Source organism: Ralstonia sp. VS2407, from assembly GCF_052950655.1.
This window is the reverse complement of sequence record NZ_JBRFVG010000013.1, coordinates 86835-112729: the sequence shown is the minus strand read 5'-3', so window position 1 is coordinate 112729 and position 25895 is coordinate 86835. Positions and strand designations below refer to the sequence as shown.

Sequence of the window (25895 nt, the reverse complement as noted above, 5' to 3'; positions counted from 1 at the left end):
CACGCTCAACAGCGTGCGTTTTTTTAGCGTTCAATGGATGGAAAGAACCAGCGTTCAGGCCACGCGCTCATCGGTAACACTGGCACTGCGCACCACCGTGCGTTCCGGCGGGAACACGGCGCGGAAGGTGCTGCCCTTGCCGTGCTCGCTGGTCACCTGCAGTTCCCCACCGTGGCGTGACAGCACGTGCTTCACAATGGCCAACCCCAGCCCGGTGCCGCCGGTGTCGCGTGAACGGCTGCGGTCCACGCGATAGAAACGCTCGGTCAAGCGCGGAATATGTTCGGGCGCAATGCCGATCCCCGTGTCGGTGACGGAGTACACCGCGTGCCCATCACGCACGCCCCAATCCAGGCGGATCGTGCCGCCATCCGGCGTATAGCGCACCGCGTTGGATGCCAGATTGCTGAACGCGGAAAGCAATTCAAGCTCGGCGCCGCACACGCTCACGGCTGGGTCGCATGTCATGCTGACGGTGTGCCGGCCCGCAGACAGCGCTTCGATATCGTGCTGGAGCTGCAGCATCATGCGTTGCATCGGCACGGGCGCCAATGACGGAGGCTCGGAATTGCCTTCCAGCGTGGCGAGCGCCAGCAAGTCTTCCACCAGATGCTGCATGCGCATGGCCTGCGTATGCATCATGTCCAGGTAGCGCCTCTTGTCTTCTTCCGGCAGCGGTAGGTCGCGCACCGTCTCCAGAAAACCCGAGAGCACGGTCAGCGGCGTCTTCAGCTCGTGCGAGACGTTGGCCACGAAATCGCGGCGCATCGCTTCGGTGTTCTCCAACTTGGTGATGTCCTGCGACACCAGCAACTTGCGGTCTTCGCCATACGGCAAAATCTGGGCAGAAATGATGCTTTGCTTGTGCGGGCCCACGTCATGCATGGTGAGCGGCTCCTCGAACTCGCCGCGCGCCAGGTAGCGCACGAACTCCGGTCGGCGAATCAGGTGGGTAATGCGTTGACGCAAATCACGCTTGGCAGACAGGCCGAAGTGCTCTTCCGCCACCGCGTTGCACCATTCGATCTGGTCTTCGCCGTCAAGCATGAGCACGCCGTTGGGCGAGGCCTGGATGGCCTGGATGAAGCGGCTGTGCTGTTGCTCAACCTGCAGCACCTGGGTGCGCCAGGCCTTCATCAACCGGTGCAGGCGGTAGTAGACCTCGCCCCACAGACCCAGCGCGCTGGGGATCTCGCCATAGGCGGGCGAGTCCAGCACGCGCCACAGGCGTTGGATCTGATAGATGTAATAGAGGAGCATCGCCAGCAGCATGGCACTGAGCACGGCCAGCGCAACCACGTGGTCGACGAAGAGATAGAGGCATGCCGTGACAATGCCCATAAGGGCGGCAAAGACGGCAAAGCGGGTCCAGAAGACGTTCATGAAGGCATTCTAAGCGCTGGACCGCGGCGGACGTGTGAACGCGCGATGGATCCCCCGCTCGCGCGCTCGTCTGACTGCTACGTTATTGCCCCGGATTGCGCGCCAGGCGATAGCCGCTGCCGCGCACGGTTTCGATCATGTTGCTGTAGCCACCCGGAGCGAGCGCCGCGCGCAGACGCTTGATGTGCACATCCACCGTGCGCTCTTCCACGAACACATGGTCGCCCCACACTTGGTCGAGCAGCTGCGAGCGGCTGTGCACGCGCTCCGGATGCGTCATCAGGAAATGCAGCAATCGGAACTCCGTCGGACCGAGATCCAGCTTGATCGGGTTTTCTGCCTCGACGTTCGTGGCCGTCACACGGTGCGTGGCCGGGTCCAGCTTCAGACCGTTGATGGCCACCACGTCGTCGGTCAGTTGCGGCGCCCGGCGGCGCAGAACCGCCTTGATGCGGGCCAACAATTCCTTGGGCGAGAACGGCTTCGTGACGTAATCGTCGGCGCCACTGTCCAGGCCCATGATCTTGTCCTGCTCTTCGCTGCGGGCCGTCAGCATGATGATCGGGATCTGGCGCGTGCGCTCGTTGGCGCGCAGCTCCTTGGCGAACATCACGCCTGACTTGCCCGGCAGCATCCAATCGAGCAGGACGAGGTCGGGCAGTACATCGCTCATCAGCGACAGCGCCTGCTCGGCGTTGTATGCGCGGATCGGGTAGTGCCCTGCGTGCTGCAGGTTGACGGCGATCAGTTCAGCGATCGCCGGTTCGTCTTCTACGACGAGAATACTGCTCGGCATGCTCACGTCTCCAGTCCTGCCCTTTTACTCACCCAGGATCTCGCGTTCCAGCGCTTCACGCGAAGCATGCCGGACGTCCGTTCCCTTGACGATGTAGATAATAAACTCGGCGATGTTCTTGGCGTGATCGCCAATACGCTCGATAGCCTTGGCAATGAACAGCAGATCCAGCGCCACCGAAATCGTGCGCGGGTTCTCCATCATGTACGTGATGAGTTCGCGCATGAAGCCGCGGAATTCCTCATCGATGGCCTTGTCTTCCTGCAGGATCGACACAGCAGCAGCGGTATCCAGGCGCGCGAAGGCGTCCAGCGCATGACGCAGGATGGTCGCGGCCATCTCACCCGAGCGCTCCACACCGGCGTAGTTCAGTGCATGTGCCGACGGGTCTTGCATGATGCGCTTGGTGCGCTTGGCGATCTTCTCGGCTTCGTCGCCGGCACGCTCGAGGTTGGTGATGGTCTTGGAGATGGCCATCACCAAACGCAGGTCACGTGCGGTCGGTTGGCGGCGCGCGATGATGTTGTTGCAATCGCTGTCGATCTCGATCTCGAGCGCGTTGATTTCCAGCTCCACGGCCATGACTTGATCGCACATGGCGATGTCGAAATTGGCCAGCGCACGCATGGCGCGTGCAATCTGTGCTTCCACCAGACCGCCCATCTGCAGCACCTTGGTGCTGATGGAGGTCAGGTCGGTGTCAAACTGCGATGACAGATGCTTCTCAGACATCGGTTTCTCCTTGTCGCTTCAGCTTCAGCGTTGTTGCAGGTCAGCCGAAGCGGCCGGTAATGTAGTCTTCTGTTTCTTTGCGCTGCGGCTTGATGAAGATCTTTTCGGTATCGCCGAATTCGATCAACTCACCCAGGTACATGTACGCCGTGTAGTCGGAGCAACGCGCCGCCTGTTGCATGTTGTGCGTGACGATGACGACCGTGTAGTCGTCTTTCAGTTCGGCGATCAGCTCTTCGATCTTGCCCGTGGAAATCGGGTCCAGCGCCGAGCACGGCTCGTCCAGCAGCAGCACTTCAGGGCGGATGGCAATGCCGCGCGCGATACACAGACGCTGCTGCTGACCACCCGACAAGCCGTAGCCCGACTGGTTAAGCTTGTCCTTCACTTCATTCCACAACGCGGCCTTGGTGAGCGCCCATTCCACGCGGTCGTCCATTTCGGAACGCGACAGGCGCTCGAACAGCTTCACACCGAACGCGATGTTGTCGTAGATCGACATCGGGAACGGCGTCGGCTTCTGAAACACCATGCCGACCTTGGCACGCAACAGGGCGATGTCCATGCGCGAGGTCAGCAGGTTCTCGCCGTCCATGTTGATCTGGCCTTCGGCACGCTGCTCCGGATACAGCGCGTACATCTTGTTGAACGTACGCAGCAGTGTCGACTTGCCGCAGCCCGACGGACCGATGAACGCCGTCACCTGCTTCTCGGGAATCTGCAGCGAGATGTTCTTCAGCGCGTGGAACTTGCCGTAGTAGAAGTTCAGGTCGCGAACATCGATCTTCGGGCTTTGCGTGCGCACTTCGAGGGACGTAGCAGTCATGGTCATTTCTTGGTGAACAAGGCACGCGCAAGGACGTTCAGCCCCAGCACACCCAGCGTAATCAGGAACACCCCGGCCCAGGCCAATTGCTGCCACTCGGGGAACGGGCTCATCGCAAACTTGAAGATCACGGTCGGCAGCGTGGCCACCGGCTGATTCAGATCCAGGCTCCAGAACTGGTTGTTCAACGCGGTAAAGAGCAGCGGCGCGGTTTCACCGGCAATGCGCGCGATGGCCAGCAGCACACCGGTAATCACGCCGGCATACGACGCCTTGAGCGTAATCGACAGGATCATCTTCCACTTGGGCGTGCCAAGCGCCATGGCAGCTTCACGCATCGCGTTGGGCACCAGGTTCAGCATGTTTTCGGTGGTGCGTACCACGATCGGAATCTGCAGCAGCGCGAGTGCAAGCACGCCGGCGATACCCGAGAAGTGCTGCACGCGCGCCACCACGACGGCATACACGAACAGGCCGATCACGATGGACGGCGCCGACAGCAGGATGTCATTGATGAAGCGGGTGGCGCTCGCAAGCATTGAAGTCTTGCCGTATTCGGCAAGATAAATGCCCGCCAGGATGCCCAGCGGCGTACCGACCAGCGTGGCCATGCCCACCAGCAGGAACGACCCTGCGATGGCGTTGGCAAGGCCGCCTCCCGGGGTGTTGGGCGCCGGAGTCATCTCAGTGAAGAGCGACATCGACAGGCCGCCCACACCCAGCGAGAGCGTGGTCCACAGAATCCATGCCAGCCACACCAGACCGAAAGCCATGGCGGCAAGCGACAGCGCCAGCGCAATCCCGTTGACGTTGCGGCGGCGGGCCTGCAAGCGTGCCTTGACCTTTTCAGAGTCGGCGCGGACGGCAGGAATGGAAGACGTACGCATGGTGTTGGGTCTCATAGCGTCAGGCAGATCGCGTTGGTTCACTTTTGACCCTCGCTCTTCTGCAGGCGCAGAAGCAGCAACTTGGAGGCCGCCAGCACGATGAACGTGATGACGAACAGGATCAAGCCCAGCTCCATGAGCGCCGCGGTATGCAGGCCCTGCCCCGCTTCCGCAAATTCATTGGCCAGCGCCGACGTAATGCTGTTGCCCGGCGAGAACAACGATGGATCGGACAGCAAGTTGGTGTTGCCGATTACGAACGTCACAGCCATGGTCTCGCCCAGCGCGCGGCCCAGGCCCAACATCACACCGCCGATCACCCCCGCCTTGGTGTACGGCAGCACCACGTTCCACATGACTTCCCACGTCGTGCAGCCCACGCCGTAGGCAGATTCCTTGAGCAGCGTCGGCGTAATTTCGAACACGTCGCGCATCACCGCCGAAATGTACGGGATGATCATGATCGCCAGGATCACCCCAGCGCACAGCAGGCCGATGCCGATCGGCGCTCCTTGGAACAGCACCCCGATGACCGGGATCTTGCCGACGGTCGCGGCCAGCGGTTTTTGAAAGTATTCGCCGAAGATGGGAGCAAACACGAGCAGACCCCACATGCCGTACACGATGGACGGCACTGCAGCGAGCAGCTCGATGGCGGTACCCAGCGGTCGGCGCAGCCACGCCGGCGACAGCTCGGTCAGAAACAGCGCAATGCCGAAGCTCACGGGCACGGCAATGATGAGCGCGATCAGCGACGTGACCAGCGTGCCGTAGACGGGCACCAGCGCGCCATAAATATCGGAGGGTGGATCCCACTCCGAATTCCACAGGAACGACAGGCCGAATTTCTGAATCGTGGGCCAGGAGCTGATGATGAGCGAGATGATGATGCCGCCCAGCAGTAACAGCGTAACGATTGCGGCAAGGCGGGTCAGACCGCCGAACACCAGATCGCCAAGGCGGCTGGGTGCTCGCATACGGGAAGCGCCAGAGGAATCAGAGAGCGTGGCCATGAGGGAAACCGGTCAGCCGGGAAAGAAGCTTTTGAAATGGTGCGGGCGACCGATTCGTACCGCCCTCCCGCACCTTGTGCTGCACCTACTTACGAACCCTGATGCAGCAGGCAACCATCATTGGTTGTAGACAACCTTACCCGACGCATCCTTCACGCTCGACTTCCACGTTGCGCGGATCTGGTTCTTCACAGCGTCCGGCAGCGGCACGTAGTCCAGGCCCTTGGCAGCCTCATCACCACCCTTGTAGGCCCAGTCGAAGAACTTCATGACTTCAGCGCCCTGCGCCGGCTTGGCTTGCGTCTTGTGCAGCAGGATGAACGTCGCACCAGCGATCGGCCATGCGTCCTTGCCCGGTTCGTCCGTCAGGATTTGGTAGTACGACTTGCTCCACTCGGCGCCAGCAGCCGCAGCCTTGAAGGCTTCAGCGGTCGGTTGCACCACGGCGCCCGACTTGTTCTGCAGGTTCACGTACGTCATCTTGTTCTGCTTGGCGTAGGCGTACTCAACGTAGCCCACTGCACCACCCAGACGCTGCACGAACGCAGCCACGCCTTCGTTGCCCTTGCCACCCGTACCGGTGGGCCAGTTCACGGTCGTGCCTTCACCGACCTTGCTCTTCCACTCAGTATTCACCTTCGACAGGTAGTTCGTGAAGATGAACGAGGTGCCCGAACCGTCAGCACGGCGCACCACCAGGATGTCCTGGTCCGGCAGCTTGGCCTTCGGATTCAGCTTGGCGATGGCCGGATCATTCCACTTCTTGATCTTGCCCAGGTAGATATCACCCAGCAACTGGCCGTTCAGCGTCAGCTCGCCCGGCTTCACGCCCGGCAGATTGATCACAGGCACCACGCCGCCGATCACGGTCGGGAACTGGATCAGGCCATCCTTGTTCAACTCCTCGTCCTTCAGCGGCATGTCCGATGCGCCGAAGTCGACGGTCTTGGCGGTGATCTGCTTGATGCCGCCCGACGAGCCGATACCTTGGTAGTTCACCTTGGTTTGGGTCGCCTTGTTGTAGTCGGCCGCCCACTTGTTGTAGACGGGTGCCGGGAACGTTGCACCTGCGCCAGTGATGTCTATAGCAAATGCGGCACCAGCGAAAGCGAGTGCAGCCACGCCAGCGATTGCGGTTTTGACCAGTTTCATGAGTTCTCCAGAGGAGCGGTTGAGCGATGACAGATTTTTGACATCCGAACTTTAGGCGGCTTGGATGACAGTTCTGTGACAACACGAAAACTTCTCATAACTGACCTGCAGAGCATGAAAGTCGGCCCACGCGCATAAAAAAAGCGGCCCGAAGACCGCTTTCTGACTCGCTGACTCGACCGGGCAGGAACTTACTGCAACGTCGCGGCAAGACGCTCCGCATGTTGGTTGGCCAGCTCTGCGTCCTGCGCTTCCACCATCACGCGGACGACCGGCTCCGTACCCGACGGACGAATCAGCACCCGCCCCTTGCCGTCGAGCTCTGCCTCGCTGGTCTTCAGCGCCGCTTGCAGGCCAGCGTGCGATTTCCAGTCGAACCCCTTTTCGACCCGCACATTGATGAGCTTTTGCGGGAACAGGCGCACACCGTCCAGCATCTGGTCCAGCGTCTGGCCACTGCGACGCAATGCCGCAAGCACCTGCAGCGCCGAGATGATGCCGTCGCCCGTGCTGTGCTTATCCAGGCAGAGCAAGTGGCCCGACCCTTCGCCGCCCAGGAGCCAACCATTCTTCTTCAGCTCTTCCAGCACGTAGCGGTCGCCCACCTTGGCGCGCACGAATTCAACGCCCTGCGCCTTGAGCGCCAGCTCCACAGCAAGATTGGTCATGAGCGTGCCGACCGCACCCGGCACCGTCTGGCCCGCCGCGCGGCGCGCCTGCACCATGACGTAGAGCAGTTCGTCGCCGTTGTAGAGTCGGCCATTGCGGTCCACCACCTGCAGGCGGTCGGCATCGCCGTCGAAGGCCAGGCCGATGTCGGCCCCATGCTCGCGCGTGGCCTCGACCAACTTGCCTGGCGCCGTCGCGCCATAGCCGTCGTTGATGTTGCGACCATTCGGCTGGTTGCCGATCGACACGACGTCCGCACCCAACTCATGGAAGACGTGCGGTGCGATGTGATAGGCCGCGCCATGCGCGCTGTCCAGCACGACCTTCATGCCGAACAGGTTCAGGTCGCTGGGGAACGTGCTCTTGCAGAACTCAATGTAGCGGCCAGCGGCATCCTCGATACGACGGGCACGGCCCAACGCGTCTGAGGCTGCGTACTCCATCGGCCTTTCCAGCTCGGCCTCGATCTGCAGTTCGGTTTCGTCCGGCAGCTTGTCGCCGGTGGCTGAGAAAAACTTGATGCCGTTGTCGTAATACGGGTTATGTGACGCAGAAATCACCACCCCCGCCGACAGCCGCAGTGCGCGCGTGAGATACGCCACGCCCGGCGTGGGCAGCGGCCCGCTCATCAGGACGTCAACACCGGCTGCGGTAAAGCCCGCTTCCAACGCGGCTTCCAGCATGTAGCCCGACAGGCGCGTGTCCTTGCCGATCAGCACGGTGGGACGGCCATGGCCGTGCGCCTCTCCGCCATGAGCCAGCACTCGGCCTGCTGCATACCCAAGGCGCAACACGAAATCCGGCGTGATCGGGCTTTCACCGACACGCCCACGGATGCCGTCGGTGCCGAAATACTTCCTGGACATTGGGAGTCTCTCCTGGAGAATGTTTCTTTCTTTGTTTGTAAGGCGCCGGCCATCGCCGGGCAATCCTCTATTTGCTTGACCCCCCGCCGCGTGAGGCCGGGGCGGCTCTCAGGCGACTGGCGGATCGACGCGTTCATGACGCATCGCCCACCACAATTGAATCGCTTCCACCGTTGGCCGCACGTCGTGCACACGCACGATGAACGCGCCTCGCTCTGCGGCCAGCAATGCGGCCGCTACACTGGCCGCCACGCGCTCGGCCGGCGGTTTGCCACCCAGCACCGCGCCGAGCGTCGATTTGCGCGATAAACCAACGAGCAGCGGCAAACCGATCCGATTGAACTCCGCCAAGCGATTGAGCATGGTGAGATTGTGATCCGGCGTTTTGCCAAAACCAAATCCCGGATCGAGTGAAATACGCTCAGCCGCCACGCCAGCGGCCATCAGCGCCTCCGTTTGCGCACGCAGGAAGGTTTCAACCTCGCCCATCAGGTCGGCGTAGCTGGGCGATTCCTGCATCGTTTCAGGGTCACGCTGCATGTGCATGACGCACAGGCCCGCGTCGCCCTTGGCCACTGCTTCAATCGCGCCAGGCCGGCGAAAGCCCCAGATATCGTTGATCAGATCGGCGCCTGCATCCAGCGTGGCGCGCATCACCTCGGGCTTGTAAGTATCGATGGACAACGGTTTGCCGCATTCGCGGAGCGCCTCGACGATGGGCATCACGCGATCCAACTCGGCTTGCAGGCTCAACGGTTCGGCACCAGGCCGGCTCGATTCGCCGCCGATGTCGATCATGTCGACGCCTTCTGCGATCAGTTTTTCAGCATGGCGCAAGGCCGCATCGCGCGTGGCGTGCTGCCCTCCATCGGAGAATGAATCGGGCGTGACGTTGAGAATGCCCATAACCAGCGGACGCCGATCACGTGCGTAACGGAAACGTCCGCACTGGAAGTGCGTTGTGGTGGGATTGAAAGCGGACAAGATAGATAGACGGAAATGCTGCGCAGGACCGGAATGCTACGCCAGGCGTACCGGAAAACGCCAACAAAAAAGCCGGTGCGTTTGCACCGGCTTTTCTGTGTCACCGCCGGGGCGACAAACTAACGGGTCATCATCAGGCCGTGGCAGGCACATTGCCCGGGTTCACACCAGCCGGCGTACCACCACCCGGCGGGGTGCTGCCACCGCCGGTCGAGCCGTAGCGCGGCGGGCGCGGCGGCTTGCCGTCCATGATGTCGTTGACCTGATCGGCGTCGATGGTTTCCCACTCGAGCAGCGCCGCAGTCATGGCTTCAACCTTTTCGCGATTCGCTTCCAGCAGCCCCTTGGCCAGGGCGTATTGCTCGTCGACGATGCGGCGGATTTCCGAATCCACCTTCTGCTGCGTGGCCTCAGACACCGTCTTGGATGCCATACGGCCGAAGAAACCGTCCTGCTCCGTATCGACGTAGACCATGGTGCCAAGCGCATCGCTCATGCCATAGCGCGTCACCATGTCGCGGGCCATCTTGGTGGCACGTTCGAAGTCGTTGGAAGCACCGGTGCTCATCGCACCCAGGAACACCTCTTCTGCAGCACGGCCACCGAACAGAATCGCGACCTCTTCGAGCATCGTGTCCTTATAGGCATAGTGCTTGTCGTGCTCCGGCAGTTGCCATGTCAGACCGCCAGCCCAGCCGCGCGGCATGATCGTGACCTTGTGCACCGGATCAGCCTTCGGCAGGAGCTTGGCCACCACCGCATGGCCCGATTCGTGGTACGCCGTAGCGCGGCGTTCCTCTTCGCGGATCACAGCCGACTTGCGCTCCGGACCCATGAAGATCTTGTCCTTTGCATCTTCGAAGTCCTGCATGTCGACCACGCGCTTGTTACGGCGTGCAGCAAACAACGCAGCTTCGTTGACCAAGTTGGCCAGATCGGCACCCGAAAAGCCCGGGGTACCGCGCGCCAGCACCGATGCATCAACATCGTTGCCGATAGGCACCTTGCGCATGTGCACCTTGAGAATCTGCTCGCGGCCGCGAATGTCAGGCAGCCCAACGTAGACCTGACGGTCGAAGCGGCCCGGACGCAGCAGCGCCTTGTCGAGCACATCTGCACGGTTGGTTGCCGCGATCACGATGACGCCCGAGTTGGCCTCGAAGCCGTCCATCTCGACCAGCATCTGGTTCAGGGTCTGCTCGCGCTCGTCGTTGCCGCCGCCCATGCCCGCGCCACGATGACGGCCAACCGCATCGATTTCATCGATGAACACGATGCAGGGGGCCTGCTTCTTGGCGTTTTCGAACATGTCGCGCACGCGGGCAGCGCCCACGCCAACGAACATTTCAACGAAGTCCGAACCGGAAATGCTGAAGAACGGTACCTTGGCTTCGCCGGCAATGGCGCGAGCCAGCAGCGTCTTACCGGTACCCGGAGGGCCCACCAGCAGTACGCCGCGGGGGATCCGCCCGCCCAGCTTCTGAAATTTCTGCGGATCCTTCAGGAAGTCAACCAGCTCGACGACTTCCTCCTTGGACTCGTCACAGCCTGCCACGTCAGCAAACGTGACGCTGTTGTTGTTCTCATCGATCAACCGCGCTCGCGATTTGCCGAACGAGAAGGCGCCGCCTTTCCCGCCGCCCTGCATCTGCCGCATCATGTAGAACCAGAACACGATGATCAGCAACGTGGGGCCGAGGTAGTAAAGCGCGGTGAGAAGCACACCTTGCTCTTCTTCTGCCTTGCCGGTCACCTGCACGCCGTACTTCATCAGGTCGCCCACCATCCAGATGTCGCCGGGCGAGATGATGGAATATTTGTTGCCTTCGTTGGGCGTGACCAACAGCGTGCGGCCCTGGACTTCGACACGCTTGACCTTGCCGGCCTTCGCGTCATCCATGAATTGCGAGTACGTCACACCCTCTTGGGTGCGCGGCTTGTCGAACTGCTTGAAGACGGTGAACAGCACCAAAGCAATCACCAGCCAGATGGCCGCCTTCTGAAACCAGTTGTTATTCAAGGCGAGACTCCTTTAGAAATGCCTTGACGGGATGCTTGGCATTGTAATGCACGGACACCGCCGCGGGTTGATTGCCCGCAAGACCGAGGCACCACCGTGCTAGCAGGGGGCCCTCTGTGAGTATCGTCCGTCAGCCCGGTTGCTTGAGCTGCCGGCCCAACAGGAATGTTTCGGACGATTTGTCGCGGGAGGCTTTAGGCTTGCGCGGCGCAACGATCTTGAAATGGCGTTTGAACATCTCGACGATCTGACTATAGCCACTGCCGTGAAAACATTTGATCAGCAGTGCGCCCTCAGGTTTCAGGTGCGCCATGGCAAATTCCACAGCCAGTTCAGCGATGTGCTCCATACGCGCGGCGTCTGCCGACGCCACGCCTGAGAGATTGGGGGCCATATCGGACAAAACAAGGTCCACTTTGCCGCCGCCACTAGCTTCCAGCACGATTTCTTCCAACTGCCGGAAAACGTCGTCCTCGCGAAAGTCACCCTGGATGAAAGTGACGTCGGCAATGGCTTCCATTGGGAGGATGTCGATGGCGACGATTGCCCCATCGATACGGCCATCCTTGGCGCGCGGCGATGCGGCCAGCTTGTTGCGCACGTATTGGCTCCAGCTGCCCGGCGCGGCGCCCAGATCAACGATGACCTGGCCCGGCTTGATCAGCTTGTCCTGCTCATCAATCTCTTTGAGCTTGTAGGCAGCTCGTGCGCGATAGCCTTCGCGCTGCGCGAGCTTTACGTACGGATCGTTGATATGGTCGTGCAGCCACGACTGGTTGAACTTGTTCTTTGCCATCGAATTGGTTGCAATTTCGCCCGGATGTCGCGCCAAACATGGCAGCCAGGACTGGTTTTGGCGGATAATACGCGCCGTTTGTCTTTTTGCGCGATTCCGCCCTTATTTATGCCCGCCCTTATCCTCACCCCTGCCCAACGATCGGAACTGCGCTCCGAAGCGCACGCGTTGAACCCGGTCGTCATCATCGGTGCGGAGGGCCTGACCAAGGCCGTTCTGGCCGAAATCGACCGCTCGCTGGCGGCCCACGGGCTGATCAAGATCCGCGTCTTCGGCGATGACCGCGAAGCTCGGATCGAACTCTATGACACCATCTGCGCCCGGCTGCAGGCGGCCCCGGTACAGCACATCGGTAAGCTGCTGGTGATCTGGCGCGAAGGCCCGGCGTACCTGAAGGAAAACCAGCCGCGAGACCTCAAGCCGCCGCGCAAGACGACCGTTGGTGCCGGCCCGCGCTCGGTCACCGTGCGCAAGCCGAACCCGAACAGCGCGCGCCGTCCGAAGCCGGTCCGCCTGAGCGTGCTCGGCAACGAGCGCGTCACGGCCGGCGGCAACGTCAAGCGCGCGAAACCGCGTCAAACCAGCCAGAAAAAGAAAGCGCTGTCCTGATTCAATTCGGCACCGTACAGAAAACGACCGGCTTTCCAGCCGGTCTTTTTTTTGGCAGCAGGCGGCTTACCGAATACCGGCCGCCTTCCAGATCAGCGCCAACCCCAGCAGGCTCTGCACCAGATAGAACACACTCGATACGCCGTGCAGCATGCCAAACTGTGCGCGATAAGGCGAATCCCCCACCGCCACGCCGAGCGCATCGGCCTGTTCGCGCAGCGACGCCATGAAGGGCTGCAGGCCGAAATATCCCACCAGCACGCAAAGCAGCATCGCCAGGACAAGCCAGCGCAGCCGCCGGTATCCGGCCTGACCGCGACGCACCAGCGCCGTGGCAGCCAGCAGCAGCAAGCACCCTGTCGCCAAACCGATCCACGCTTGCGCATGAAACAACCGGCCGGCAATCGAGCCGGCCAACTGGCGATCATTCAGCATCGCAAACAGCGTCGGAGCGACGATGTAACCGATGGTCCAGAGCGAACCGCACCACACCGTGGCAAGCAACTGGAAGAAGCGCTGCGGCATGGCGGTTGCCTCGGATCGGGTTAGAGGTACTTGACGGCCAGGACTTCGTACTCGCGTTCGCCGCCGGGGGCAACCACGGTGGCGACATCGCCTTCGAACTTGCCGATCAACGCACGGGCGATCGGCGAGCTGATCGAAATCTTGCCGGTTTCCAGATCGGCCTCGTCATCGCCGACGATCTGGTACGTGACGGGCTTACCCGAATCCAAGTCTTCGAGGTCGATGGTGGCGCCAAAAACCACACGGCCATCGGCATCCAGCGAAGCCGGATCGATGATCTGCGCAGCGGACAGCTTGCCTTCGATTTCCTGGATACGGCCTTCGATGAAGCCCTGGCGCTCCTTGGCGGCATCATAGTCGGCGTTTTCGGACAGATCGCCCTGGGCGCGTGCCTCGGCGATGGCGTTGACAACGGCCGGACGCTCCTTGGTCTTCAGACGTTGAAGCTCTTCTTTCAGCATCTCGGCACCGCGCTTGGTAATCGGAATGGTGCTCATCGTAAGTAATTCGGAATCACAAAAAAATCAGCCGCTGCGAAGCGGGAGGGCGCGTAGCGCACACCCGCCTGACGGCGGCTGTCGTTGTTTTGACACGGACGCTCTAGTTTAGGCGAACCGTCCGGAGGCGGCAACTGCTCCTCTCCGGCCGGCTCACCGCGACGCTATGCCGCGTCGCGGGCCCTGAGGATGGGCTTACAGGGTGGCGTGCAGACCCTGCAGGTCATACACATCCAGGTGCTGCATGTGCTTCAGGCCTTCCACCGCGGCGCGCGCACCGGCGATGGTCGTGTAGTACGTGACACGCTGCGCCAATGCAGCCTGGCGGATGGAACGCGAGTCGGCAATCGCGGCACGCGTCTCGTCGACAGTCGTGAAGACGAGCGCGATCTCGCTGTTCTTGATCATGTCGACAATGTGCGGACGGCCGTCCTTCACCTTGTTGACCACGCGCACCGGAATGCCGGCGGCTTCAATGGCTGAAGCCGTACCGCGCGTCGCCACGATCGGGTAGCCCAGCGTATGCAGCGCGCGGGCCACTTCCACGGCTTGCGGCTTGTCGCTGTCCTTGACCGTCATGAGCACGGTGCCCTTCTCGGGCAGGCGCGAACCGGCGGCGAGCTGGCTCTTGAAGAGCGCCTCGCCAAAGGTCTTGCCCACACCCATCACCTCGCCGGTGGAGCGCATTTCCGGTCCAAGCACCGGGTCGACACCCGGGAACTTGTTGAACGGGAACACCGCTTCCTTCACGCTGTAGTACGCCGGCACGACTTCCTTTTCGATGCCTTGCGAATCGAGCGACTGACCGGCCATGCAGCGCGCCGCGACCTTGGCCAACGAGACACCGGTCGCCTTCGAAACGTACGGCACGGTACGCGACGCGCGCGGGTTCACTTCCAGCACGTAGACGATGTCCTCACCGCCCTTCTGCTGGATCGCGAACTGCACGTTCATCAGCCCCACCACGTTCAGCGCCTTGGCCATCGCAGCGGTCTGGCGCTTGAGCTCATCAACGGTGGCTTGCGACAGCGAATACGGCGGCAGCGAGCAAGCCGAGTCGCCCGAGTGCACGCCGGCCTGCTCGATGTGCTCCATCACGCCGCCGATGAAGACGCGCTTGCCGTCAGACAGGCAATCCACGTCGCACTCGATGGCGTCATTCAGGAAGCGGTCGAGCAGCACGGGGCTGTCGTTCGATACCTTCACGGCCTCGCGCATGTAGCGCTCGAGGTCGCGCGGCTCATGCACGATTTCCATCGCGCGGCCACCCAGCACGTACGACGGACGCACCACCAGCGGGTAGCCGATTTCTTCGGCCAGCTTGAGCGCTTCGTCTTCGGCACGCGCGGTGCGGTTGGGGGGCTGGCGCAGGCCCAGCTCGTGCAGCAGCTTCTGGAAGCGCTCACGGTCTTCGGCCGCGTCGATCATGTCCGGCGACGTGCCGATGATGGGCACGCCATTGGCTTCCAGGTCGAGCGCGAGCTTCAGCGGCGTCTGGCCACCGTATTGCACGATCACGCCGACCGGCTTTTCCTTGTCGACGATCTCGAGCACGTCTTCTAGCGTCACCGGCTCGAAGTACAGGCGGTCGGACGTGTCGTAGTCGGTCGAGACGGTTTCCGGGTTGCAGTTGACCATGATGGTCTCGTACCCGTCTTCGCGCAGTGCCAGCGCGGCGTGCACGCAGCAATAGTCGAACTCGATGCCTTGGCCGATCCGGTTCGGGCCACCGCCCAGCACCATGATCTTCTTGTTGCTGGTCGGCTCGGCTTCGCACTCGCCGTGCTCGGCCTCATAGGTCGAGTACAGATACGCGGTGTTGGTGGCGAATTCGGCAGCGCAGGTGTCCACGCGCTTGTAGACCGGGCGGACCTTCTCGGCGATACGCTTCTCACGCACGGCCTTGGAAGTCGTCTTCATCAGCTTGGCCAAGCGGCGGTCGGAGAACCCCTTCTGCTTGAGCAAGCGCAGCTCGGCAGCCGACAGGCTATCCAGCGTGCGCGCCTTGACCAGCGCTTCGGTCTTGACGATGTCTTCGATCTGCGCGAGGAACCACGGGTCGATGGACGTCTCTGCGTAGACCTCGTCGATCGACAGGCCCAGGCGGAATGCGTCACCCAGGTACCAGATGCGGTCCGGACCGGCTTCGCCGATCTCTTCGATGATCTCGTCGCGGTCGGTGGACTTTTCGTCCAGGCCGTCCACGCCGACTTCCAGGCCGCGCAGCGCCTTCTGGAACGATTCCTGGAAGGTCCGCCCCATGGCCATCACCTCGCCCACGGACTTCATCTGCGTGGTCAGGTGGCTGTCGGCCTGCGGGAATTTTTCGAACGCGAAACGGGGCACCTTGGTGACCACGTAGTCGATCGACGGCTCGAACGACGCCGGGGTCGCACCACCGGTGATCTCGTTCTTCAGCTCGTCCAGCGTGTAACCCACGGCCAGCTTGGCAGCAACCTTGGCGATCGGGAAACCGGTGGCCTTGGAAGCCAGCGCCGACGAACGCGACACACGCGGGTTCATCTCGATCACGATCATCCGGCCATCCTTCGGATTGATCGAGAACTGTACGTTCGAGCCACCGGTATCCACGCCGATCTCGCGCAGCACGGCCAGCGAGGCGTTACGCAGGATCTGGTATTCCTTGTCGGTCAGCGTCTGCGCCGGGGCCACGGTGATGGAGTCACCGGTGTGGATGCCCATCGGGTCCAGGTTTTCAATCGAGCAGACGATGATGCAGTTGTCGGCCTTGTCGCGCACGACTTCCATCTCGTATTCCTTCCAGCCGAGCAGCGACTCTTCGATCAGCAGCTCGTTGGTCGGCGAGAGGTCGAGACCGCGCTTGCAGATCTCTTCGAATTCTTCGCGGTTGTATGCAATACCGCCGCCCGTGCCACCCAGCGTGAACGACGGACGGATCACGATCGGGTAGCCGCTCGTGCCGGTTTCCTTGGCGATCTGCGACTGCACGGCCACGGCTTCGTCCATCGAATGCGCAATGCCGGACTTGGCCGAACCCAGGCCGATCTTGGTCATCGCGTCCTTGAACTTCTGCCGGTCTTCGGCCTTGTCGATGGCCTCGGGCGATGCGCCGATCAGCTCGACGTTGTACTTCTTCAGCACGCCGTGGCGGTGCAGGTCCAGCGCGCAGTTCAGCGCGGTCTGGCCGCCCATGGTCGGTAGGATCGCGTCGGGGCGTTCCTTGGCGATGATGCGCTCGACGACTTCCCAGGTGATCGGCTCGATGTAGGTCACGTCGGCCGTGTTGGGGTCGGTCATGATCGTGGCCGGGTTGCTGTTGACCAGGACCACCTTGAAGCCTTCTTCACGGAGCGCCTTGCAAGCCTGCGCGCCGGAGTAATCGAATTCACACGCCTGGCCGATGATGATCGGACCCGCGCCGATGATCAGGATGGTTTTGATATCTGTACGTTTTGGCATAACCCGCTCGATTCGATTAATTCAGTGTGGCCGTCGCCAGCTTGGCGGAAAAGCCGATAAACATGGCGCCGACGCCGCTGCTCATACCAGCAGACAAACGTCGTCGCGCGCGGAACGCCGCGGCCAGCCGCGCGCCCACGAAGATGATGGTGGTCAGGTACAGGAAGCTGCAGATCTGGCAGACCAGCCCCAGCACGACGAACGACACCACCGGCAGCGCGTAGTGGGGGTCGACGAACTGGATGAAGAACGAGATGAAGAACAGGATCGCCTTCGGGTTCAGCAGGCTGATAATCAGCGCCTTCTTGAAGGGATGCGATTCATCGGCCGGGACCGCGTTTTGTTCGACGGACCCGCTGGCCTTGCGCGCGCGCCAATTGCGCACCGCGCCACGCAGCATCTGCAGACCGATCCACGCAAGGTACGCCGCACCGATGTACTTCACGACGTAGAACAGCGCCGGACTCGCCTTCAACAGCGAAGCCACGCCCGCTGCCGACAACACCATCAGGATGGCATCGCCCAGAAACACACCGCATGCGCCCTGGTAGCCCGCGCGCACACCGCGTCGGGCCGCCACCGACAGCACGTACATCGAGTTCGGCCCCGGCAGCAGCACGATGAAGATCGTGCCGAGCAGGAAGGTCCAGAACTCGGTGATGCCGAAGTGGGCGAGCATGAAGGCGTTCATGACGATGCGATCTCGTAGGCTTTACTGCTTGGCTGCGTCCATCGCCGCGGTGAAGCGGTCGAACAGATACGCGATGTCGTGCGGACCGGGCGACGCTTCAGGGTGGCCCTGGAAGCAGAATGCCGGACGGTCGGTCAGCTCGAAGCCCTGCAGCGTGCCGTCGAACAACGAAACGTGCGTCACGCGGGCGTTGGCCGGCAGCGATTCCGGGTCCACTGCAAAGCCGTGGTTCTGCGAGGTGATGACCACGCGGCCATCCTGCAGATCCTTGACCGGGTGGTTGGCGCCGTGGTGGCCGGTCTTCATCTTGAGCGTCTTGGCGCCCACAGCCAGGCCCATGATCTGATGACCCAGGCAGATACCGAACGTCGGGAGGCGACGCTCCAGGAATTCCTTGGCAGCGGCGATCGCGTAGTCGCACGGCTCCGGATCGCCGGGGCCGTTGGAGAGGAACACGCCATCCGGGTTATGCGCCAGGACATCGGCTGCGCTGGTTTGCGCCGGCACCACCGTTACACGGCAGCCACGCTCGGCCAGCATGCGCAGGATGTTGAACTTGACGCCGAAGTCGTACGCGACCACGTGATACTTCGGGGCTTCCTGCTTGCCGTAGCCGCGACCCAGCTCCCATTCGGTCTGGGTCCATTCGTACGGCTCGGTCACAGATACGACCTTGGCCAGATCCATGCCCGACAGGCCCGGGAACGAACGCGCGAGGTCGATGGCCTTCTGCACGTTGTCTTCGCCGGCGAGAATGCAACCATTCTGGGCGCCCTTCTCACGCAGAATCCGAGTCAGCTTGCGGGTATCGATTCCGGCAATGGCGACCACCTTCTCACCCTTCAGGTAATGCGAGAGCGAGTGTTCCTTGCGGAAATTGGACGCGAGGATCGGCAGATCCTTGATGATGAGGCCGGCGGCATGGACTTTCGTAGCTTCGACGTCCTCACGGTTCACGCCAACGTTACCGATATGCGGATACGTGAGCGTGACGATCTGGCGCGAGTAGCTCGGATCGGTAAGGATTTCCTGATAGCCGGTGATGGCAGTGTTGAACACCACTTCGCCGATCGTATGACCGGCCGCACCGATGGAATAGCCACGAAAGACCGTGCCGTCTGCAAGCGCGAGGATGGCGGGCGGGAAAGACGGCAACACGGGTAGCTCCTGCTGGATTCACCCTGTGCCGACCTGATCACCTTGTCGCCGAAGCGGAATTCCGGCTGCGCGGAATCCGGGCCGTTCGCGCGTCGCGAGTCGGGCTGGGACAGAACTCACCAGAAATCACCGAGAAACGAGGCAGACGGGGCGGTAGGCGGGAGGTAGGAAGCGGTTGGCGCTAGGGTGATGGGTTTCTGAACTCAAACCCAACAAGTATACCCGGACACCGCAAAAAACTCAATAAAAGGAAGGACTTAACGGCGAGCGCCACCCGCATGGCGCCCTCCCGTCATGCCCTGACGCCCAGCTCCAAGCGGGCGAGAACGTCACGTTTGCAGTGCCCTACTCGCCTCGCATGGCAGCCTGCACCTGAGCCAATGCCGTGGGGTCCTCGATGGTGGTCAGATCGCCCGGGTCACGGCCCTCTGCTACGGCCTGCATTGCGCGGCGCAGCAGTTTTCCGGAGCGCGTCTTGGGCAAGGCCCCGACGAAGAATACGCGCGAGGGCCGCGCCACTGCGCCGAGTTGCGCCTCGACCGTGCGCATCAGTTCTCCCTCCAGGGCCAAGCGCCTCGCCGCCTCAGAAATGCGCGAGGCGTCACGCACGATGGCAAACCCCATCGCCACCTGCCCTTTGAGTTGATCTGCTACGCCGACCACCGCCACCTCGGCGATGGCCGGATGTGACGACAGACTCTCTTCGATCTCGCGGGTGCCGAGGCGGTGGCCTGCAACGTTGATCACATCGTCGGTGCGGCCGAGGATGGTCACGTAGCCCTCCTCATCACGCACACCCCAGTCGAAGCTCGAATAGATGTGCCGACCGGGAAACGCCGACCAGTATGTCTGCAGGAAGCGGGCGTCGTCGCCCCAGACGGTGGTCATGCAGCCTGGCGGCAGGGGCGCGGCAACGGCGAGGAGCCCCTTCTCGCCTGGGGCGCACGGCTCCCCGGTGGCCTCATCCAGGATGTCGAGCTTGTAGCCGTAGACCGGGAAGCCCGGCGAGCCGAGCTTTTGCTCGGAAGGCTCGACCCCTTGCGGAATGGCCAACATCGGCCAGCCGGTCTCGGTCTGCCAGTAGTTGTCAACGATGGGCTTGTGCAGGGCCTCGCCAATCCAACTGGCGGTGGGCTCGTCCAGCGGCTCGCCGGCAAGGAACAGGCGGCGCAGGCTCGACAGGTCATGCCGCTGTAGCAGCGCCGGATCCTGCTTCTTGAGCACGCGAATGGCGGTGGGGGCCGTGAACATCACGTTCACGCGGTATTGCTCGACGATGCGCCACCAGACGGCGCCGTCGGGGCGGATCGGCGTGCCTTCGTACATGACCGTCGTGAGGCCCGCGAGCAGCGGCGCATAGACGATGTAGCTGTGCCCGACCACCCAGCCAACATCCGACGCAGTGAACATCGTGTCGCCGGGCTGCGCACCGAAAATGAGCGGCATCGACGCAGCCAGTGCCACCGCATAGCCGCCGGTGTCGCGCTGCACGCCTTTCGGTTTGCCGGTCGTACCCGAGGTGTAGAGGATGTACGAGGGCTCGCTCGACTCCATCCATTCGCACGGCACATCGGCATTCGCATGCTCTGCCGCAAGCGTTGCGTAATCAACATCGCGCGGGTTGTGCTGCATGGGCGCCAGTTTGCGATCGACGAGCAACACGCGTTCAGGCTTGTGCGCCGCCAAGCCAATCGCCGCGTCAAGCAACGGCTTGTATTCGACTACCTTGCCTGCGCGCGAGCCCGCATCCGCACTGACGATCACACGCGGCGTAGCGTCGTCAATGCGCGTGGCGAGGCTGTTGGATGCGAAACCGCCGAACACCACCGAATGGATCGCACCGATGCGCGCACAGGCCAGCATGGCAAACGCGGCTTCAGGAATCATCGGCAGATAAATCAGCACGCGATCGCCGCGTTTGACGCCCAGCGCCTGCAGGCTCGCTGCCATGCGGTTGACCTCGCGATGGAGCTGGCGATACGTGTAAGTGGTCTCCAGGCCTGTCTCAGTGGAGACGTACACCAGCGCTGCTTGCTCGCCGCGCGTGGCGAGATGCCGGTCGACGGCGTTGTGGCAAAGGTTGGTGCGACCGCCCACGAACCACTTGGCGAACGGCAAGCGCGAATCGTCGAGGACTGCCGAATACGGCGTTTGCCACTCAATGCGCTGAGCCTGTTCGCCCCAAAAGCCTGCGGGGTCGTCAATGGAGCGCTGATACAGCGCGCGATACGCGGCGGACATGGGCATGACGTTGTCTCCTGGCCATCGTGTGCGATGGCTCGATCTTGATTGTGCTTGGATACACCTACTTTGCGGTCGCCAACTTACGCAGGTCTTACCGCCGCCCCAAAACAAAACGGCGCCCCGCAGGACGCCGTTTCTCTTGCCAGCCTCAGCGCTTCTTGCGCTTGGCCGAACTCGATGAGCTTGCCACCGGTTTGGCCTTGACCACCGGCTTGCCGGCCACCTTGGCAGTCGGCACGCGCGTAGTCGCGGCAGTGGAGCGCGCCGTCTTGGCCGACACGCGCATCACGCGCACATGCCCGCCACGACTGCCACCGCGCGCTTGCGGCAGCATCAGCACGACGCTATGCCCCTTGGGGATGGCATCGCCGGGGAGTTGGTTCCACGCACGAATCTGGGCGACGGACACGCCGTAGCGTCGCGACAAACCCGCAATCGTGTCGCGCTTGCCAGCGCGAACCACCACCTTTCTAAGATCAGGCATGTCGGGTTCGACCGCCATGGTGGCGTTCTCAGCCAATTCGGGGCTGATGTCGGGTGCGTTTTCCTGGGCGCCATCGGCACGCGGCACGACCACGGTGGAGCCGGCCTTCAAACGCATGCCCTTCGGAATGCGGTTGATCTCGCGAATGGTGTCGGGATCAACCTTCAGCCGCGCCGCCAACGCTTCCACACGCTCGCGGTTGCCGACCGTTACGGCCGTCCAGCTCGAAAGACCGCCATGATACGTATTCAGGTTGTACTGGAACGTTTCGGCGTTGTCGTAGGGCAGCAGGATCTGCGGGTTGGACGCGCCCAGGATCACCGGCCGGTTGAACGATGGGTTGAGCGCCTTGAACTCATCCATCGGCAAATTGGCCAGCTTGGCGGCCAGCGTCACATCAATATCGCGTGAAGTCGTGACGGTGACGAAGTACGGATGGTTCGGTATCTCGGGCAGAGTGACGCCGTAGCGCTCCGGGTTGGCGATGATGTTCTTCACCGCCTGGAGCTTGGGCACGTACATGCGCGTCTCGGCGGGCATGTTCAGGTTGACGTAATCGGTCGACAGCCCGGCTGCCTGGTTGCGCGCAATCGCCCGCGCCACCGCACCTTCGCCCCAGTTGTAAGCGGCGAGCGCGAGTTGCCAGTCGCCAAACTGGTCGTGCAGCTTGGATAGATAGTCCAGCGCAGCATCGGTCGAGGCAAGCACATCGCGGCGCTCATCCTGGAAGACGTTCTGCTTGAGGTTGTAGGTCTTGCCGGTGCTCGGAATGAACTGCCACATTCCAGCAGCTTTGGCGCTCGATACAGCCTGCGGGTTGAACGCACTTTCCACGAACGGCAGCAGGGCGAGCTCGGTGGGCATATTGCGCCGCTCCAGCTCTTCGACGATGTGATACAGGTACCGGTTGGAGCGGTCCACCATGCGCCGGAAGGCGTCCGGGCGCTGCGCATACCAGTCGGTACGATCGTCCACGGCCGAGCTTTGCAGGTCGGGCATGGAGAAACCTTGGCGAATGCGGGCCCAGAGATCCTTGGCCGGCCCTTTCAGGGACGCCACGGGCTGCTGATCGACATTGACGACCGGCGCTGGGGTCTGGCCGGTGGCAGTGGAGGCGCTGGTGCTGGCTGTGTCGGCGTTCGGCCCGGGGGCCGTTGCACAGGCCGCAAGGAGCAGACTGAGCACAGTTGCCGCAAGAAGTCGCACGGATCGCATCAAGTTCTGTGGGGTTAGGGCTAAAAATTGCCCCAGATAGTAAGAAACGCATCCGACCGCGTCAACCCGCGTTCACCCGGCGTGGCGCCTGCTGGATGCATCACATTGGCCGCGTCGTCGCCGCGCGCCGAGGTTTCTCAACGGAAATCGTTCTTCCACTGGCGCAACGCAGCGAATACCGCAACCGGATCATTCGCGTCGATACCCGCATGGCGTACCACGGCCTGCGTCACATTGGCGTCATCCGATCGCATGAAGGGATTGGTCGCGCGCTCGTGGCCAACGGTAGTGGGTACAGTCGAGCGGCCCTCGGCCCGCAACGCCGTTACCTCATCCTCCCAGGCCGCCAAGTCGGCGTTGCCAGGTTCGACTGCACGCGCAAAGCGCACATTCGATGCAGTGTATTCATGCGCGCAGTAAACACGCGTATCGGGAGCCAGCGCCGCCAGCTTGGCCAGCGACGCGCGCATCTGCGCAGGCGTGCCCTCAAAAAGCCGGCCGCAACCGGTGGCGAAGAGTGTATCGCCACAAAACAGGCTCGCCGATGCGGCATTACCCTGAAGGTGGCCCACATAGGCGACGTGACCGCTGGTATGGCCCGGCACATCGATCACCCGGAATGTGGCGGCCGGCTGCGCGAGCGTAACGACGTCGCCTTCGCGCACGGCCAGCGTGCGGCCCGGAATCGATTCACCCGCTGGGCCGATGACCGGCAGCGGCGCCCCCCCGGGATTCTCCGGATATGCCGCGAGCAGGTCGCGCACGCCGCCAACGTGATCGCCATGATGATGTGTGATTACAATGGCACCGAGCGCAAGCCCGCGTTCCTTCAGGAAACGCAGCACCGGTTGCGCGTCGCCCGGATCGACGACAGCCGCCACCCGACCATCGTGTAGTGCCCAAATATAATTGTCGGCAAACGCAGCGATCGCCTCGACCTCAAGCGCTACACCACGCGGCACACCACCCTGGACCATGTCCGACTCCTCTAACGATCGTCGCATTATAGATTGGCACCACTGGCTCGCCTCGCCGCCCGGGCAATACGTCCTGCGTTGGGAACAGGCCCAGTTCGATCGCACGGTGGCCGACATGTTCGGCTATCACGCGCTGCAACTCGGCCACCCTGGCTTTGGGGCGCTGCGCGAGAACCGCATCCCGCTGATCGCGCGTGTGGTGGATGACATCGACCCGACCGCCCCCACCGAAACGCTCGACCCTATGGACGGCGACCCCGCCGAATCCGCCGATGCGGCCGACGGAGAGCCGGACGCCACCACGCCCCAGCGCCAGGCCACACCGCGCGTCATCTGCCGCTATGACGAACTGCCCTTCGCGTCGCAGAGCATCGACCTCGTCGCCCTGCCCCACGTGCTGGAGTTCACGGACGACCCGCACGAAGTGCTGCGCGAAGTGGCGCGCGTGCTGATGCCCGAGGGGCGCCTGGTCATCACCGGCTTCAACCCGCTGAGCCTGTGGGGCATGCGACAGGGCATGCGGCGACTGGGCACGGAATCGTTCCTGCCTGCGCAGAGCCAGATGATTGCGTTCACGCGCCTGAAGGACTGGCTCAAGCTGCTCGGATTTGATATCGTGCGCGGCCGTTTCGGCTGCTACTGCCCGCCCAATCGCTCGGACAAATGGCTGCAGCGCACCGCGTTCATGGAAAAGGCCGGCGACCGCTGGTGGCCGATCTTCGGCGCGGTTTATATGCTGCAGGCTGTCAAGCGCGTGCGCACCATGCGCCTGGTTGGTCCGGCTTGGAAGACGCGCAAATCCCCGGCGCTGGTGCCAGCCGGTACGCCGGTCGCGACACCTTCGGGCTCGCATTCGACGAAGGCGCCATCGGCCACAGCGCGTGACGGCAAATCGGGCGCCTGATCGCGCCCCTTCCACTCACTGATCACCCATCGTTTTCTCAATGCAGGAAGTCACCGTCTATTCCGATGGCGCATGCAAGGGCAACCCCGGCCTTGGCGGCTGGGGCACCGTGCTCGTCTCGGGCAGCCACGAAAAAGAACTCTTTGGCGGCGAAACGCTGACCACCAACAACCGCATGGAACTGATGGCCGTGATCGAGGCGTTTCGCGCGCTGAAGCGGCCGTGCCGGGTGCAGGTGTACACCGATTCGCAGTACGTGCAGAAAGGCATCAGCGAATGGCTGGCCGGCTGGAAGGCGCGCGGCTGGAAAACAGCCGACAAGAAGCCGGTCAAGAACGACGACCTCTGGCGCACGCTCGACGAACTCGTCGCCGGACATGACGTGAGCTGGCATTGGGTCAAGGGCCATGCCGGCCATCCCGGCAACGAGCGCGCCGATGCGCTGGCCAACAAGGGCGTCGAGATGGCGCGCCAAGCCAGCGCCTGACGCGGCCACACAGTCGCCTACCTGCCCGCACAGCGCTGCGTCGGGATCTGCGGCGCATTCGCGGCGGTGGTCGTGATGTATTGCGGCTTGCCATCCTGCGCGTAGATCAATCGCAGCGGGCCGCGCTTGGAAAGGCCATCGTCAATATCCGCCTGCAGCAGGCCAGTCTGCGCCCATGAATCTCCACCGATGCTGCGCTTCTGCATCATGACGGGGCGATTCGTACCCGGTTCCCAGTTGGCCTGGCGCTCGGGCACGTAGCGGTTGGGCAACGTGCCATAGGCGTAGAGCTGACTCAGCGTGTCGGCGAGGTAACGTCCTGCTTGATCGTTGAACGTCGGCAGATCCTGGTTTCCGAGTTCAGCGCGGATGCGCTGCGCCTCCGCCATGCACGTTGGCGCGGCATTGTCGGCCGCGTGGGCGTAGGACATGCCGATCGCAATGGCTGCGGCGGCAAGCCACGTCAATGCGCGATACAGGCGGCGCGGGCGGGTGGTGGGAATCACGGACATCGGTTCGGTATGCATGCGAGTTTCTCC

The 25895-nt window shown here is 62.5% G+C and carries 23 protein-coding genes; 3 read left to right on the top strand and 20 right to left on the bottom strand.

What is annotated here, in order from left to right; all coding sequences use genetic code 11:
* Positions 1 to 54: 54 nt before the first annotated feature.
* The 11 genes from phoR to ACU8YE_RS19800 form a co-directional block, all read right to left on the bottom strand.
* Entirely contained in the window at positions 55 to 1383 is a 1329-nt protein-coding gene (gene phoR, locus ACU8YE_RS19850) for a phosphate regulon sensor histidine kinase PhoR (protein ID WP_260802313.1), read from the bottom strand.
* 82 nt (positions 1384 to 1465) lie between these two features.
* Positions 1466 to 2179, bottom strand: a complete 714-nt coding sequence (phoB, locus tag ACU8YE_RS19845) for a phosphate regulon transcriptional regulator PhoB (protein ID WP_004634238.1) — start codon at positions 2177 to 2179, stop codon at positions 1466 to 1468.
* A 24-nt stretch (positions 2180 to 2203) separates the two neighbouring features.
* On the bottom strand, positions 2204 to 2911 hold the full coding sequence (gene phoU, locus ACU8YE_RS19840) for a phosphate signaling complex protein PhoU (protein ID WP_232040328.1): 708 nt from the start codon (positions 2909 to 2911) through the stop codon (positions 2204 to 2206).
* A gap of 40 nt (positions 2912 to 2951) precedes the next feature.
* Positions 2952 to 3743, bottom strand: a complete 792-nt coding sequence (gene pstB, locus ACU8YE_RS19835; RefSeq protein WP_004634243.1) for a phosphate ABC transporter ATP-binding protein PstB — start codon at positions 3741 to 3743, stop codon at positions 2952 to 2954.
* Positions 3740 to 4624 (bottom strand): phosphate ABC transporter permease PstA, encoded by an 885-nt coding sequence (gene pstA, locus ACU8YE_RS19830; RefSeq protein WP_232040329.1) that lies wholly within the window; start codon positions 4622 to 4624, stop codon positions 3740 to 3742. The genes pstB and pstA overlap by 4 nt, the downstream gene beginning before the upstream one ends.
* A gap of 38 nt (positions 4625 to 4662) precedes the next feature.
* Positions 4663 to 5637 carry a phosphate ABC transporter permease PstC gene (gene pstC, locus ACU8YE_RS19825; protein ID WP_414560750.1) on the bottom strand — a complete coding sequence of 325 codons (975 nt, stop codon included), beginning with the start codon at positions 5635 to 5637 and terminating at the stop codon, positions 4663 to 4665.
* A 117-nt stretch (positions 5638 to 5754) separates the two neighbouring features.
* Positions 5755 to 6789: a phosphate ABC transporter substrate-binding protein PstS gene (pstS, locus tag ACU8YE_RS19820; protein ID WP_446929411.1), complete on the bottom strand. Its 1035-nt coding sequence runs from the start codon at positions 6787 to 6789 to the stop codon at positions 5755 to 5757.
* 191 nt (positions 6790 to 6980) lie between these two features.
* Entirely contained in the window at positions 6981 to 8324 is a 1344-nt protein-coding gene (gene glmM / locus ACU8YE_RS19815; protein ID WP_260802311.1) for a phosphoglucosamine mutase, read from the bottom strand.
* Positions 8325 to 8432: 108 nt separating this feature from the next.
* Positions 8433 to 9230: a dihydropteroate synthase gene (folP, locus tag ACU8YE_RS19810; protein WP_446929410.1), complete on the bottom strand. Its 798-nt coding sequence runs from the start codon at positions 9228 to 9230 to the stop codon at positions 8433 to 8435.
* A gap of 211 nt (positions 9231 to 9441) precedes the next feature.
* Complete coding sequence (gene ftsH, locus ACU8YE_RS19805) at positions 9442 to 11328, bottom strand: ATP-dependent zinc metalloprotease FtsH (protein WP_232040334.1); 1887 nt, start codon at positions 11326 to 11328, stop codon at positions 9442 to 9444.
* Between the two features lie 130 nt (positions 11329 to 11458).
* A complete protein-coding gene (locus ACU8YE_RS19800; RefSeq protein WP_232040335.1) occupies positions 11459 to 12124 on the bottom strand; it encodes an RlmE family RNA methyltransferase in 666 nt (221 codons plus the stop codon).
* Between the two features lie 108 nt (positions 12125 to 12232).
* On the opposite strand from ACU8YE_RS19800, the gene ACU8YE_RS19795 reads away from it, so the two are divergent.
* Positions 12233 to 12733 carry a YhbY family RNA-binding protein gene (locus ACU8YE_RS19795; RefSeq protein ID WP_004634261.1) on the top strand — a complete coding sequence of 167 codons (501 nt, stop codon included), beginning with the start codon at positions 12233 to 12235 and terminating at the stop codon, positions 12731 to 12733.
* Between the two features lie 66 nt (positions 12734 to 12799).
* Here the strand turns inward: ACU8YE_RS19795 and ACU8YE_RS19790 are convergent, their stop codons facing one another.
* The 8 genes from ACU8YE_RS19790 to gloB form a co-directional block, all read right to left on the bottom strand.
* Positions 12800 to 13258: a DUF4149 domain-containing protein gene (locus tag ACU8YE_RS19790; RefSeq protein WP_232040336.1), complete on the bottom strand. Its 459-nt coding sequence runs from the start codon at positions 13256 to 13258 to the stop codon at positions 12800 to 12802.
* Positions 13259 to 13278: 20 nt separating this feature from the next.
* Positions 13279 to 13755: a transcription elongation factor GreA gene (greA, locus tag ACU8YE_RS19785; RefSeq protein ID WP_027681156.1), complete on the bottom strand. Its 477-nt coding sequence runs from the start codon at positions 13753 to 13755 to the stop codon at positions 13279 to 13281.
* A gap of 195 nt (positions 13756 to 13950) precedes the next feature.
* Complete coding sequence (gene carB, locus ACU8YE_RS19780; protein ID WP_232040337.1) at positions 13951 to 17196, bottom strand: carbamoyl-phosphate synthase large subunit; 3246 nt, start codon at positions 17194 to 17196, stop codon at positions 13951 to 13953.
* 16 nt (positions 17197 to 17212) lie between these two features.
* Complete coding sequence (leuE, locus tag ACU8YE_RS19775) at positions 17213 to 17887, bottom strand: leucine efflux protein LeuE (protein WP_232040338.1); 675 nt, start codon at positions 17885 to 17887, stop codon at positions 17213 to 17215.
* 21 nt (positions 17888 to 17908) lie between these two features.
* A complete protein-coding gene (gene carA / locus ACU8YE_RS19770; RefSeq protein ID WP_252691290.1) occupies positions 17909 to 19045 on the bottom strand; it encodes a glutamine-hydrolyzing carbamoyl-phosphate synthase small subunit in 1137 nt (378 codons plus the stop codon).
* A 345-nt stretch (positions 19046 to 19390) separates the two neighbouring features.
* A complete protein-coding gene (gene prpE / locus ACU8YE_RS19765; protein WP_446929409.1) occupies positions 19391 to 21292 on the bottom strand; it encodes a propionate--CoA ligase in 1902 nt (633 codons plus the stop codon).
* 145 nt (positions 21293 to 21437) lie between these two features.
* On the bottom strand, positions 21438 to 22988 hold the full coding sequence (locus ACU8YE_RS19760) for a transglycosylase SLT domain-containing protein (protein WP_260802307.1): 1551 nt from the start codon (positions 22986 to 22988) through the stop codon (positions 21438 to 21440).
* 137 nt (positions 22989 to 23125) lie between these two features.
* On the bottom strand, positions 23126 to 23965 hold the full coding sequence (gene gloB / locus ACU8YE_RS19755; RefSeq protein WP_316871440.1) for a hydroxyacylglutathione hydrolase: 840 nt from the start codon (positions 23963 to 23965) through the stop codon (positions 23126 to 23128).
* Between gloB and ACU8YE_RS19750 the strand changes: the two genes are divergently transcribed.
* Positions 23964 to 24869 (top strand): class I SAM-dependent methyltransferase, encoded by a 906-nt coding sequence (locus ACU8YE_RS19750; RefSeq protein ID WP_232040343.1) that lies wholly within the window; start codon positions 23964 to 23966, stop codon positions 24867 to 24869. The genes gloB and ACU8YE_RS19750 overlap by 2 nt on opposite strands.
* Positions 24870 to 24909: 40 nt before the next feature.
* A complete protein-coding gene (gene rnhA / locus ACU8YE_RS19745) occupies positions 24910 to 25356 on the top strand; it encodes a ribonuclease HI (protein ID WP_232040344.1) in 447 nt (148 codons plus the stop codon).
* Between the two features lie 17 nt (positions 25357 to 25373).
* Here the strand turns inward: rnhA and ACU8YE_RS19740 are convergent, their stop codons facing one another.
* A complete protein-coding gene (locus ACU8YE_RS19740; protein WP_446929408.1) occupies positions 25374 to 25883 on the bottom strand; it encodes a hypothetical protein in 510 nt (169 codons plus the stop codon).
* Positions 25884 to 25895 lie beyond the last annotated feature (12 nt).

Coding starts and splice junctions, on each gene's coding strand:
- phoR (WP_260802313.1), bottom strand. CDS start 1,383: ATGAACGTCTTCTGGACCCGCTTTGCCGTCTTTGCCGCCCTTATGGGC.
- phoB (WP_004634238.1), bottom strand. CDS start 2,179: ATGCCGAGCAGTATTCTCGTCGTAGAAGACGAACCGGCGATCGCTGAA.
- phoU (WP_232040328.1), bottom strand. CDS start 2,911: ATGTCTGAGAAGCATCTGTCATCGCAGTTTGACACCGACCTGACCTCC.
- pstB (WP_004634243.1), bottom strand. CDS start 3,743: ATGACCATGACTGCTACGTCCCTCGAAGTGCGCACGCAAAGCCCGAAG.
- pstA (WP_232040329.1), bottom strand. CDS start 4,624: ATGCGTACGTCTTCCATTCCTGCCGTCCGCGCCGACTCTGAAAAGGTC.
- pstC (WP_414560750.1), bottom strand. CDS start 5,637: ATGGCCACGCTCTCTGATTCCTCTGGCGCTTCCCGTATGCGAGCACCC.
- pstS (WP_446929411.1), bottom strand. CDS start 6,789: ATGAAACTGGTCAAAACCGCAATCGCTGGCGTGGCTGCACTCGCTTTC.
- glmM (WP_260802311.1), bottom strand. CDS start 8,324: ATGTCCAGGAAGTATTTCGGCACCGACGGCATCCGTGGGCGTGTCGGT.
- folP (WP_446929410.1), bottom strand. CDS start 9,230: ATGGGCATTCTCAACGTCACGCCCGATTCATTCTCCGATGGAGGGCAG.
- ACU8YE_RS19800 (WP_232040335.1), bottom strand. CDS start 12,124: ATGGCAAAGAACAAGTTCAACCAGTCGTGGCTGCACGACCATATCAAC.
- ACU8YE_RS19795 (WP_004634261.1), top strand. CDS start 12,233: ATGCCCGCCCTTATCCTCACCCCTGCCCAACGATCGGAACTGCGCTCC.
- ACU8YE_RS19790 (WP_232040336.1), bottom strand. CDS start 13,258: ATGCCGCAGCGCTTCTTCCAGTTGCTTGCCACGGTGTGGTGCGGTTCG.
- greA (WP_027681156.1), bottom strand. CDS start 13,755: ATGAGCACCATTCCGATTACCAAGCGCGGTGCCGAGATGCTGAAAGAA.
- carB (WP_232040337.1), bottom strand. CDS start 17,196: ATGCCAAAACGTACAGATATCAAAACCATCCTGATCATCGGCGCGGGT.
- leuE (WP_232040338.1), bottom strand. CDS start 17,887: ATGAACGCCTTCATGCTCGCCCACTTCGGCATCACCGAGTTCTGGACC.
- prpE (WP_446929409.1), bottom strand. CDS start 21,292: ATGCCCATGTCCGCCGCGTATCGCGCGCTGTATCAGCGCTCCATTGAC.
- ACU8YE_RS19760 (WP_260802307.1), bottom strand. CDS start 22,988: ATGCGATCCGTGCGACTTCTTGCGGCAACTGTGCTCAGTCTGCTCCTT.
- ACU8YE_RS19750 (WP_232040343.1), top strand. CDS start 23,964: ATGTCCGACTCCTCTAACGATCGTCGCATTATAGATTGGCACCACTGG.
- gloB (WP_316871440.1), bottom strand. CDS start 23,965: ATGGTCCAGGGTGGTGTGCCGCGTGGTGTAGCGCTTGAGGTCGAGGCG.
- rnhA (WP_232040344.1), top strand. CDS start 24,910: ATGCAGGAAGTCACCGTCTATTCCGATGGCGCATGCAAGGGCAACCCC.
- ACU8YE_RS19740 (WP_446929408.1), bottom strand. CDS start 25,883: ATGCATACCGAACCGATGTCCGTGATTCCCACCACCCGCCCGCGCCGC.